Origin of the sequence: Rothia endophytica, from assembly GCF_928381505.1 — a bacterium.
Taxonomy (GTDB): Bacteria; Actinomycetota; Actinomycetes; order Actinomycetales; family Micrococcaceae; genus Rothia; species Rothia endophytica_A.
In genome coordinates this window covers 364638-376307 of sequence record NZ_CAKMSJ010000003.1, presented here as the reverse complement: position 1 = coordinate 376307, position 11670 = coordinate 364638, and the positions used below count along the sequence as shown (strand labels likewise).

The following is an 11670-nucleotide window of genomic DNA, read 5'->3' as shown; positions in this document are numbered from 1 at the left end:
AGATGAGATTTCCTAGCACCATTTGGGTGTGTGAGGATCCCTATAGATGATGGGGTTGATAGGCCAGGTATGGACGCGGGGAATTCCTGTGGAGTTGACTGGTACTAATAGTCCGAAGGCTTACATTTTTTTCTTGGTGTTGGCTGATTGTTTGTTGGTGTTTGCGTCCACTGTATGGTTTTGAGATAACAGCTCTTATAGGCTGCTTAAAAGCGAGAGGTTCTAGAGTGAAAACTCTAGAACCTCTCGCTTTTTTTGTATGCATTTAAGTGTTCTTGGACTAGAAACCGGGAAGGTAAGCTGAAATCATGGACCTCTTCTCACATCAACCTAAGGCAGAGACGGCGACGCTACCTGCTACAGAACACCAAACCCATGCTGTGTTTGCCGAACTATCCTTACCTTTTGAAGAGATTTGGCAGGGCTTTACTGCTTACACTCACCTGTGGTGGCCTCAGCAGCTGCGTCAAGAACCTACTAGCCACATAGAAATAAGCTCAGAGTATCTGCTGGAACAGAATGAGGATGGCGAGAGTACCCTATTAGGGCAGACAGTGCACTATGTACCGGGTGATGTAGTAGCCTTGCGATTCCACGAAGAGACTGCACCTGATCTCCATGCTGCTTTCCCTAATGGGCTCAGTTTCACCTTCGATATTGGTGACGCTACACTACCCTCCATCGTTGAGGTAAGTACGGGCATCCTTGCTCCCAGAGAGATATCAGCAGATGCTGAACTTGGTCTTGCGGGAGAACCTGCAAGAGGTCTTGCTGAGCATATACTTTCTGCTTTCGCCCGTTTTATGGGAAAAACGCAAGCAGTGAAGGTAGAGGAGCTTTGAGGTTAGAGAAGCGCCGGGTTTAAGGTGAGCTTTAGCATAAACTTGGTGGCATTGAAGCGATACTGGGGGAGCAGCTCGGGGCCACAGCTATTGGAGCCGATACCGTTCTGCTGGTAGTCCAGGGATAGCACGCTCGCCCCAGCTGGGCACAGATCCACGTTACGCACTGCACGAGTTAGCTCTTCAGCGCTAAAAGGGGAGGCGTTAAAAGAAAAACCCTCGCTCTGCCCGACCCGCTCACCGGTCACGGTCAGAGCAAGCCCACCACCGCTGATCTCCAAGAAACGGGTATCGGAGTGAGCCCCGTTTTCCTGTGGCATGATGTAGTCCTCGTGCAAACCCTCCACAGTGTTCTCGAACAGCCCGTGCCAGGTGCTCTGACGCTTATCAATGTAGTTTTCGTGCGGGCCTAGCCCAAAGTAACGCACTGCCTCCATGACTTGGGGCAAAAAGAGCCTTAGGCCAAAGCGGGGGAGTGATGGGAACTCGGGGTCCTTGACTACTGCTAGCTCTACCTCAACTTGCCCACCTGTACTTACCTTCCAGATGGCGTTCACAGTCAGAATACGCTGGACGGTGCAGGCGACTAGACCCAGGTGAGCAGTAATGAGTACCCCACCTTCTTCTACCTGCTGCCAGCTTGACGAATAGGTGCGAGTATAGGCCTGATCCAGATGGGCCCGCTGCCACTCAGCACGAATGTACATATCATTGTCGGTGGGGGCGCGCCAGATCTGTAAGTCCATAGGCTTCTCTAACAGGCTTAGCCCTCCAAAGACCATGGAGCTAAAGGTACCCGTGAGACGGTTGAACACGTAGGTAAAGCTACTTCCGCTCAGGGTTAGAGCGGTTTCTGTCTCAGCTACCGTAATTTCCCCGCCACCGGTGGGATTGGTCGCTGGCAGGGTGAACATCCCGGTGCCCCAGTTGCCCTCATCAAAACCCAGTAGATACCCGGCGGGTAAAAGCACCTCACCGGCTGGGGCGTAGTCAGCGGTGAGCTCGGTGCTTACGCGTACATAGACAGCCCCGGACTCTACTTGTACCGCCGGCGTGAAGGGCAGGATTGCACTCTGCCCAGGTGCTAGGGGCGGCAAGGGTAGGGTGCCTGTTTCTGTTTCGCTGCCGTTGACCTCCACGGTGTAGCGCAGAGTAAACCGATCGGAGGCATCGCTAAAGTTCAGATTATTGAGTACGGTGATTTCGCCGCGTTCGGGGCTATGGGTAATCCGCAGGGGACGGAATACCTGCTTAGCTTCCAGCAAGCCGGTGTGTGGTGTGCGGTCAGGGTAGACCAGACCATCCATACAGAAATTCCCGTCGTGGATACCCTCACCATGGTCCCCGCCGTAGAAGAAAATTTTGCGCCCAGCGGCGTCTGCACCCTTATAGATAGCGTGGTCAGTCCACTCCCAGATGAAACCGCCCATCATGCGCGGGCTTTCGTCAATGATCTGCTGGTAGTCCGCAAGATCTCCTGGGCCGTTGCCCATAGCGTGGCAGTACTCCATGAGCAGGCAGGGCTTGCCCAAAAGCCCTGCGCCTTCCTGCCCGCCGGTGGCTGTAGTTGCCGCTAACTCTCCTGCAAGATAGCCGCGGATATGCTCCAGGGAGGGGTACATGCGCCCGTAGATGTCGAGGGGGGAGAAGTCATAGGTGCGGCGGCTACCGGCATTAAAGACACCTTCGTAGTGGGTCAGACGAGTTGGGTCAAAGCTCTTGACCCAGTGCAGAGCCGTCTCAAAAGTAACCCCGTAGCTCCCCTCATTACCTGCTGACCAGAAAAGGATGGAGGGGCGGTTCTTCTCGCGCTGAACGCATAGCTGCATACGGTCCAAAGTAGCGGTAACAAAAGCGGGGTTGTCCGAGACTAACTCATTCCAGTGCTCAACCTTGTGAGTGTAGGACTCGTCGCGTAAATATTTAAGTTCGTGCCCGTGGCTTTCGTTATCAGCCTCAGCCATGACCATCAGGCCCATCTCGTCTGCCAGCTGGTAGAGGTAAGGGGAACCGGGGTAGTGGCTGGTGCGCACAGCATTGACGTTGTGCGCCAGCATCATCTCAAAATCACGTTTGACCTGCTGAATGTTAACAGTAGGGCCTGTATAGGGGTCTGAATCGTGGCGATTTACCCCACGGATTTTAAAGGGAAGATCATTGAGTTTAACCACCGAATCTTCCAGGCTCACCTGGCGCAGACCAACCCGATCGGCAATTCTTTCGTGCTCGGTGTCTAGCGTTAGCTCATAGAGATAGGGGGTTTCTGGTGTCCACAAGTGGGGTTCAGAAACCTTGAGTTCCACCGAGTGGGTGTAGCCCTCCCTCGCTGACCCAGCGGTTAGCTGACCACTGGTAAGAACCTGCCCTGCGGCGTCCTGTAGTCTCACGCTGGTGGACACTTCGCCGCTCAGTACGGCATCAATGTGCACGGTAGCACCCTCAGCCTGCCCCGCCTGAAGGCCGGTTAGTTGCGAGGTAATAAAGAAGTCCTGCAGTGCTTTCTCGGGGCAATGCAGAAGGTAGACGTCGCGGAAAATCCCGGAGGTGCGGAACTTATCCTGATCCTCTAGGTAGCTCCCATCGCACCATTTAAGCACCAGCACAGCCAAACGGTTGCTACCCTCTACCAGATGCTCGGTGACATCAAACTCAGCGGTTGCGTGCGAAACCTGACTGTAGCCCACATAGGTGCCGTTTACCCAGACATAAAAACATGAGTCCACACCCTCAAAATTGAGGTGGGCCCGGGGTGCTTCTGCCACAGGGGTGTAGATAAAATCTCGGATGTAGGCACCGGCCGGGTTAGCATGCGGCACGAAGGGCGGGTCAATGGGGAAGGGATAACGAATATTAGTGTACTGGTGGCTATCAAACCCGTGATTCTGCCAGACGCTGGGTACCGGTAAGTCGGTAAAACCGTCCAAGAGGTAGTCCACCGCGAAAAATCCCTCGGGAACCTCGTAAGGGCTATCAAAAAGCTGGAAAACCCAGGTGCCGTTCAGGCAGGTAAACCTATCTGAACGCTCGCGGTTGTACACCAGGTCACGGGCACTGAGTTGAGCGTTCGCGGATGCTGGTATGTAGTAAGCGTGGGGTGCTAGGGTGCCCTCGTGGAGGACCTCCAGATTTTCAAAATGACGAGGGATGAACACGAGTTTGCCTTTCGGAGCCGAGGCGGTATCTAGCGGTCCTGAGCTGCTGAGGCTGCGGGGCTTGCCAGCAGGAATTCGGGGTGGTTAAAGCCTGCGCGTTCGTAGGCGGATGCTACAGCTTCTGCGACGGTGGGTACCAGCTCTTGAGATACCAGGGCGATAGCTGACCCACCAAAGCCACCGCCTGTCATACGTGCCCCCAGGGCTCCAGCAGCTCGGGCGGCGTTGACAGCCAGGTCTAGCTCATCGCAGGAAACCCGGTAGTCATCGCGCAAAGAATCGTGCGAAGCATTGAGCAGATCCCCTAGCTGTGCCCAGGTCTGCTCGGTGGTTTCTGCTGTGCTAAAGAGCGCCAGACACTCCTCAACCCGGGCAATTTCGGTCAAGGCATGCCGTAGGGCAGCTCGGGCGGTCGGCAGATCGGTCTGGGGTGGTAGGTCAACCATGCCCGCTGTAACCTGTTCTTCCCAGCGAGCTACCAGCTGATGCGCTTCAGCCAAGGTAGGGGTGCTTTCAAAGTAGTCACGCAGGGTGGTAAGCCCCAGTGTATCTGCGGTGAAATCGCAGGCTGCTCGTCGTTTAGCATACTGGCCGTCTGACAGATTGTGGTGGGCGCGGGTGTCCATAACCAACAGGGCAAGACCGGCGCGGTCAACGTCTACCGTGAGCGGGCGTGTTGAAAAATCGCGGCAGTCAATGGCAAGAACTGACCCCTGATGAGCGCGCAGAGAGATGGACTGATCCATCCCACCGGTGTTAGCTCCGGCTATTTCGTTTTCCGCCCGAATGCAGGCGATAGCAAGCTGTGTCCTGCCTGTATCACTCGCAGACAGAGGTTCCCTGCCAGTATTAGCTGCCGCAAAAGCGTCAAAGGCTAGGGCGGTAGAGCACTCCAGTGCAGCAGACGAGGATAGCCCAGCCCCCAGCGGTACTGAGGAATCAATGGCAATATCGGCTCCAGGCAGCTCATCGCGGCTTACCAGCCCCTCTTGAGCCATTGCCCAAGGAACTCCTGCGACGTAGGCAAGCCAACCTTCAACTGCACCCGGAGCTATCGCACCCAGTTCTATTTCACGGGGGGAAGAGGATGCTGAAGCCCCAGCGTCGCCCTGTGCTGTTACAGCACGCAAGAGCCTATCCTGGCGGGGAGTAACAGCTAGATAGGTTCTCTGGGGTAAGGCAAAGGGCAACACAGTACCACCGGAATAGTCGATATGCTCGCCCAGTAAGTTCACACGTCCTGGCGCGGAATAGACCGCCGTCGGCTCGTAGCCAAATGCCAGCCTGAAAGCCTGGGTTACCCTGTCGATTAGCTCGGTGGGCTTAGGGGTTTTCTTCCAGACGGGGGTCATGCTCCCAGCTCCTTAAAACGTGTAGCAATACGTTCGGGGGTGGTGTCATTAATCCATGCACCCATAGCGGACTCGGCTCCGGCGAGGTACTTTAGCTTTCCTGGCGCGCGGAGCAACGAGAAGACGTGGAGGAACATCCGCGAGATATTCTGACCATCGATCAGGGGCTTCTGCACCCAGGCAGCAATGTAGGGAGTCTTCTCGACTCCTTCAAAGAAACGGTCGAGGCGAGTAAGCATGTCGAGATAGACTTCGGTCAAATCATTTTTCTCGGCGGAGGTAAGGGCCGCGAAATCGGCGGCTGCCCGGCGCGGCATCACCATAAACTCCACCGGCCACTTAGCCGCAAAGGGTACATAAACTACCCAGTGATCGGTCTCGCGCACAATGCGCACGCCTGCCTCTAGCTCAGATGCCAGTACTGACTCCAGCAGGTCAGTGCCCTGCTCTTTTGCCCAATCATCCGCTCGTCGTACCAGGGCAGCGGTGTAAGGCGGCAGGTAGGAGAAAGCGTAAATCTGACCGTGGGGGTGGTGCAGGGTTACCCCAATTTCTTCACCCCTATTTTCAAAGGGTACTACCTGCTTTACACCGTCCAACTCTGAAAGCTCAGCGGTGCGGTGCGCCCATGCCTCCACTACAGTGCGGGCCCGTTTAAAGCCCAGAGTGCCGAAGGAACCCTCATGATCCTGAGTGAAGCTAACAACCTCACAGCGACCGGCAGGAGTGGTCTCAAAATTGAGAGGGTCACCGTTGACCAGGGCAAGAGGGCCCTGCAGGGAGGGGAAGCGGTTTTCAAAGACCACCACATCGTACTCGGTCTCGGGAATTTCACCGGGTACGCTGCCTACACCAGCTGGAGCAAGAGGATCTTCATCTGCCGGGGGCAGGAAGGTACGGTTCATGCGGTGAGCAGCCAGCGTCACAAAGTCCCCGGTGAGAGGATCGATGCGGATTGATGCTGACTCCTGAGGGGGCAGAGTGCGCTCATCCAGTGGACGCAGGTCTTTGGCGCCGCGCTGTTTAGCACCAGAGAGGTAGGGTTCAGAGTCGTCAAAAAAGATGATTTCACGACCGTCCGCTAGGGTGCTGCGAGAAATTTTTACTTGTACCTCGCCCATAACTAAGCGACCACCAGCCTTTCAACGGATTCGGTGAGAAGTGTGTGTATCTCCGGTGAGATACCGGAGGAAGTAATGGCGATATCGATGTCGGACCAGTTGGCAAAGCGTGCTAGGCCGGGGGTGCCCCACTTACTGTGGTCAAAAACCGCGACCACGGTATCTGCGCTCTTCATGAAGGTCTCGTTGGTACGTGCCTCGTTAAGGTTGGGGGAGGTCAATCCCTTAGTGCTTCCGCCATGAGCGCCCATAAAGAGCAAGTCAAGACTGAGCTTTTCAAGGGTGGCATCGGCAACCGCGCCTACGAGTGCATCCGAGGGGGTATGCTCGCCTCCAGTAAGAACCACCCGGTGCCCGTGCGCTCCGGTATCTGCCGTGCGGTAGAACTCATGAGCTACAGACAGAGAATTGGTCACGATGGTGAGGTTTCGGAACGTGCCACTGGCGGCTATTTCTTGGGCTATGCGGGTACAGGTGGTCCCGGCAGTGAAGCCCAGGGATTGACCATCCTGCACAAACTGCAGGGCACTGAGTGCTATGGCAGTTTTTGCGTCCGCATGTAGGGTCATTTTTTCTGCAAAGGTTGGCTCTAGGGAGGACGGAGTGGGTACAGCACCGCCGTGTGTTCGGGAGAGTAAACCCTGGTCTTCTAGTTCTGCTAGGTCACGGCGCACGGTCATAGATGAAACGCCGAGGGCTTCTGCCAGTTCCTGTACTTGGGCGCTACCTCGCTGCTGAACTTCGCGCAGTATGTGCTTCTTGCGTTGCTGGGGGAGCACCTGTCACCTCCGGTTTCTTATATCTTCTACCTCACCACCCATTATGCACAGAATATAACATTTATGAACAGTGATTGAGATTTTTTTGTTTGCTTTCCAGCCGGTTAGAGACAGTGTAGACATTTGCGGCACCCATAATTCCTTTGTATTCTTACTTGTCAAAACAATAGAAAATAAAAAATAAGGAAGAGATAGTGACGTAGAACAAAAAACTCGGTAGACTTTCAAAAATAAACACAAATGAACATTGAACGGTTTTGCCGAAGTGTTTCAGTCCCAACTAGCAGGAGCATCCCATGACACCCACCCCCCTCCAGCTCGACCCCGCACACCTGAGTCAGCTCCACCTGCGAGCTGCTGGGGTGTCCCTGCTACTCGATATCACCGAAGGCGAGCTACCTGCCGTTATCCACTGGGGTGCAGATTTGGGTCCCACCTCCGCAGATGAAGCCACTACTCTAGCGCTTGGCCACATCCAGCACATCGCAATTAACGACCAGGAGCGACCCACCCGAATGAACCTGCTCGCCACGCACGAGGCAGGCTGGCACGGCCGTCCCGCCATCGACGGTGGGCGCGTGAATGGAGCCGGATGGACCACCAAACTCAAAATTACCGGCATTACCGCCACCCTAGAGGGTGCCGAGCAGACCGAAAACCTACTCAGCGGCGGTGCTGGAACCCTAGAATTTACCACCGTGGACACCGATGCCGGGGTGAGCGTAACCATCATCTTGGAACTGTTCCCCAGCGGCCTCATCCGCTCCCGTGCCACTCTTACTAACATTGGCCAGGGCGCCTACGAGGTGCGCGAACTGGGCATTGTTTACCCTCTTCCCTCGAACGCTCGTGAACTCTTTGATCTTGCCGGTCACTGGGGCAAGGAACGCGTTCCCCAGCGCATGCCCTTGACCGTGGGCGCTCACCTGCGTGAATCTCGCAAGGGGCGCACCGGTGCGGATGCCGCTACCCTGCTTACTGCTGGCGTTCCTGGTTTTGGTTTTGAGAGCGGAGAAGTTTGGGGTGTTCACACCGCTTTCTCTGGCAATCACCGTTCCTGGGCAGAACGCGCCTACACCGGAGTTGCTGTGATCGGTGGATCTGAGGTTCTTCTCCCCGGCGAAGCGGTGCTAGAGGAAGGTGAAAGTTATACCGGTGTCTGGGTTTATGCCGCCTACGGTGACGGGCAGGATGCCCAAGCCGCGCGTATCCACCGCTGGTTGCGCTCGCGTGAGATCCACCCCCAGCGTCAGCGCCCCGTGACCCTCAATGTCTGGGAAGCTGTCTACTTTGATCACAATCTTGACCGCCTCAAAGACCTTGCTGATAAGGCTGCGGAGCTAGGCATTGAACGTTACGTGCTGGATGATGGCTGGTTTGGTTCCCGCCGCGACGACACATCCGGACTAGGCGACTGGACTGTTTCACCCGATATGTGGCCCAAGGGTCTGACCCCCATCATTGAGCACGTGGAAAATCTCGGTATGGAGTTTGGGCTTTGGTTTGAACCCGAAATGGTGAACCCTGATTCTGACGTTGCCCGCGACCACCCTGAATGGATTATGGCACCTGCCGGTCGCCAGCCTGTGACCATCCGTAGCCAGCAGGTCATGAACCTGACCATCCCCGACGCCTACGCCCATGTGCGGGACCAGATGGTTGCCGTTCTCACCGAAAACCCTGGCATCAAATACATCAAGTGGGACCACAACCGTCACCTGGTAGAGGCAGGTAACCCCGCAACCGGCGCCCCCGGTGTTCACGCCCAGACCCTTGTAGCCTACCGCCTGATGGAAGAGCTCAAAGAAAACTTCCCCGGTCTAGAAATTGAAGCCTGTGCCTCGGGCGGTGCCCGCGTAGACCTTGAAGTCCTACAGCGCACAGACCGCGTGTGGACCAGCGACTGCATCGACCCGCTAGAGCGTCAGCAGATGCACCGCTACACTCAGCAGCTCATCGTACCCGAGCTTATGGGCTCTCACATCGCCTCGGGTAGCTCTCACACAACTGGTCGCACGCACACTCTTCACTTCCGTGCTGCTACAGCATTCTGGGGGCACTTGGGTGTGGAATGGGACCTCACCGAAGCTTCTTCTGAAGAATTTGCCGAACTCGCTGAATGGATTGCCTTCCATAAGAAGCACCGCGCCCTGTTGCACAGCGGTGACATCGTGCGTATGGACCTCTTTGATAAGGCAGTTGGTGTTCACGGCGTGGTTTCTGCAGATCGTCGTGAGGCCCTCTTTGGGATTAACCAGCTGGACTTCGCAGAGACCAACCCCGTGGGCAAGTTCCGTCTGGGTGGCCTTGATCCCGAGACCATCTATGAAATCAGGGACGTAACCCCCGGGCATGCGGACGCCCACACCGGCTTCCGCCCCTCGCCCGTCTGGCCGACCGAAGAACCCATCAGGGTTAGCGGTAGGGCGCTTGCCACCGCCGGTCTCTTCTTACCCGGCCTCTGGCCCGAATCGTCCCGGATTCTGCACCTTGCAGCTCTCTAAAACTCCTAATTAATACACACCCTTTAGAGGTACACCATGAGTACAACGGCCACCGGCCCCCGATCTGCGAGCCGCCCCGCTAAGCGGCGCCGCATCAAAGCACAGCAGCCTTGGCTGCCCTGGCTCTTCCTTGCTCCTGCCGCATTCGGATATGTGGTCTTCTACCTGTGGCCCACCCTGCGCGGTATTTGGTTGAGCTTTACCGAATATAACCTGCTGACTCCTGCCAAGTTTGTGGGGCTCTCTAACTATGAGCGCATGTTCCAGGACCCCATTTTCTGGGGCTCCATGCGGGTCACCGTGCTCTATGTGGTGCTTAACATTGGTATTCAGACCATCATGGCGCTGCTGATTGCTGTGCTCATGCACCGACTCACCAAGTCCACCTTTGTGCGTTCGGTAGTGCTCTCGCCTTATCTTGTCTCTAACGTGGTTGCCGCAATTGTCTGGCTCTGGATTCTAGATGCCCAGTTCGGTGTCTTTAACCAGTTCCTTGAATGGATCGGCATTGGCAAAATTGGCTTCCTCACCGACGAATTCTGGGCAATTCCCACCATCGCCATGATTAACGTCTGGCGGCATATGGGCTACACCGCCCTGCTCATCTTTGCTGGTTTGCAGACCCTGCCCGAATCCGTTTACGAAGCAGCCCGCATGGACGGTGCGAGTGAAACCCGCATTTTCTTCTCCATCACCATGCCCCTACTGCGCCCCATCCTGGCGCTGGTGCTGATTATGACCATTATCGGCTCCTTCCAGGTCTTCGATACCGTGGCAGTGACAACCGGCGGTGGCCCCGCAAACGCCACCAACGTACTGCAGATGTACATTTACGACCTTGCCTTCGGCCGTTTCCAGTTCGGTTACGCCTCAGCAATGTCGGTAGCTCTGCTAATTGTCTTGGGTATCATCACCATCATTCAGTTCAAGCTCACCCGCGCCAACGACACAGATTTGGACTAAGACCATGAGCAGCCAAACCACTAACCGTGCACCCGTTCAGTCTGAACCGGCCCCCGCGCCCGAACCCGAGTTCCGCAAGAAGTCCCCCTGGGGCAAAATCCTTGCCTGGACCGCTATGGTCATCATCATGCTGGTCACCCTGCTGCCCTTCTACTGGATGCTGCGCACCGCGCTCTCAACCAACTCATCTCTCTACCTAGACCCGGCAAACCCCCTCCCTCCGGAGTTCTCCACCGGTGGTTTTGAACGAGTCTTTGGTATGCAGAGTGCAGAAGAGGCTATCGCTGAAGGTGGCGCCGTCACCGACATGAATTTCTGGCGTTACATTCTGAACTCCACCATGCTGGCGACACTGGTCACCGCAGGGCAGCTCTTCTTCTCAGCAATGGCAGCCTACGCCTTTGCCCGCCTCAAATTCCGCGGCAGCAACATCGTCTACGTAGCCTTCCTTGCTGGTCTCATGGTGCCATCCATCTTTACCCTGCTACCCAACTTTGTGCTCATCAAAGAGCTGGGCCTCATTGACTCCATCTTCGGTATTGCTCTGCCCACCATGTTCATGACCCCCTTCGCGGTCTTCTTCCTACGCCAGTTCTTCATGAACATCCCCCGCGAAATTGAAGAAGCTGCCCTGCTCGACGGTATCTCCCGTATCGGGATCTTCTTCAAGGTCATCCTGCCCATGGCGCAGGCACCCATGGCAACCCTGGGCATCCTCACCTACATTGCCGCCTGGAACGACTACTTCTGGCCGCTTATGGTGTCCTACACCGATAACTCCCGCGTGCTTACCGTTGCTCTCGGCGTCTTCCGTGCCCAGTCACCCCAGCTCGGCACCGACTGGGCAGGTCTCATGGCAGCAACCCTCATCGCAGCCCTGCCCATGATCATCCTCTTTGCTATCTTCGCAAAGCGCATCGTCAACTCCATCGGCTTCAACGGCCTCAAGTAAGGATC

The 11670-nt window shown here is 56.0% G+C and carries 8 protein-coding genes and 1 rRNA gene; 5 read left to right on the top strand and 4 right to left on the bottom strand.

Annotated elements, in window-relative coordinates:
- Positions 1-128 (top strand): 23S ribosomal RNA (locus L6990_RS05690); the annotation flags it as partial.
- A 180-nt stretch (positions 129-308) separates the two neighbouring features.
- The gene (locus tag L6990_RS05685; protein ID WP_237203096.1) at positions 309-842 is read left to right on the top strand and encodes a hypothetical protein; all 534 of its coding nucleotides are present in this window, start codon (positions 309-311) and stop codon (positions 840-842) included.
- A 2-nt stretch (positions 843-844) separates the two neighbouring features.
- Here L6990_RS05685 and L6990_RS05680 read toward each other — a convergent pair whose 3' ends face one another.
- From L6990_RS05680 to L6990_RS05665, 4 genes are read right to left on the bottom strand one after another with little or no spacing between them, the layout of a single operon-like run.
- Positions 845-3994: a glycoside hydrolase family 2 TIM barrel-domain containing protein gene (locus tag L6990_RS05680; protein ID WP_237203095.1), complete on the bottom strand. Its 3150-nt coding sequence runs from the start codon at positions 3992-3994 to the stop codon at positions 845-847.
- Positions 3995-4023: 29 nt separating this feature from the next.
- The gene (gene galK, locus L6990_RS05675; protein ID WP_237203094.1) at positions 4024-5346 is read right to left on the bottom strand and encodes a galactokinase; all 1323 of its coding nucleotides are present in this window, start codon (positions 5344-5346) and stop codon (positions 4024-4026) included.
- The gene (galT, locus tag L6990_RS05670) at positions 5343-6467 is read right to left on the bottom strand and encodes a galactose-1-phosphate uridylyltransferase (protein ID WP_237203093.1); all 1125 of its coding nucleotides are present in this window, start codon (positions 6465-6467) and stop codon (positions 5343-5345) included. The genes galK and galT overlap by 4 nt, the downstream gene beginning before the upstream one ends.
- 2 nt (positions 6468-6469) lie before the next feature.
- Positions 6470-7246, bottom strand: a complete 777-nt coding sequence (locus L6990_RS05665; RefSeq protein WP_237203092.1) for a DeoR/GlpR family DNA-binding transcription regulator — start codon at positions 7244-7246, stop codon at positions 6470-6472.
- 296 nt (positions 7247-7542) lie between these two features.
- Between L6990_RS05665 and L6990_RS05660 the strand changes: the two genes are divergently transcribed.
- The 3 genes from L6990_RS05660 to L6990_RS05650 are packed head-to-tail and all read left to right on the top strand — an operon-like array spanning position 7543 to position 11665.
- Entirely contained in the window at positions 7543-9750 is a 2208-nt protein-coding gene (locus L6990_RS05660; protein ID WP_237203091.1) for an alpha-galactosidase, read from the top strand.
- Between the two features lie 36 nt (positions 9751-9786).
- Positions 9787-10713 (top strand): carbohydrate ABC transporter permease, encoded by a 927-nt coding sequence (locus L6990_RS05655; protein WP_237203090.1) that lies wholly within the window; start codon positions 9787-9789, stop codon positions 10711-10713.
- Positions 10714-10717: 4 nt separating this feature from the next.
- On the top strand, positions 10718-11665 hold the full coding sequence (locus L6990_RS05650) for a carbohydrate ABC transporter permease (RefSeq protein ID WP_237203089.1): 948 nt from the start codon (positions 10718-10720) through the stop codon (positions 11663-11665).
- The last annotated feature ends 5 nt before the right edge of the window (positions 11666-11670 follow it).

Coding starts and splice junctions, on each gene's coding strand:
- L6990_RS05685 (WP_237203096.1), top strand. CDS start 309: ATGGACCTCTTCTCACATCAACCTAAGGCAGAGACGGCGACGCTACCT.
- galK (WP_237203094.1), bottom strand. CDS start 5,346: ATGACCCCCGTCTGGAAGAAAACCCCTAAGCCCACCGAGCTAATCGAC.
- galT (WP_237203093.1), bottom strand. CDS start 6,467: ATGGGCGAGGTACAAGTAAAAATTTCTCGCAGCACCCTAGCGGACGGT.
- L6990_RS05660 (WP_237203091.1), top strand. CDS start 7,543: ATGACACCCACCCCCCTCCAGCTCGACCCCGCACACCTGAGTCAGCTC.
- L6990_RS05655 (WP_237203090.1), top strand. CDS start 9,787: ATGAGTACAACGGCCACCGGCCCCCGATCTGCGAGCCGCCCCGCTAAG.
- L6990_RS05650 (WP_237203089.1), top strand. CDS start 10,718: ATGAGCAGCCAAACCACTAACCGTGCACCCGTTCAGTCTGAACCGGCC.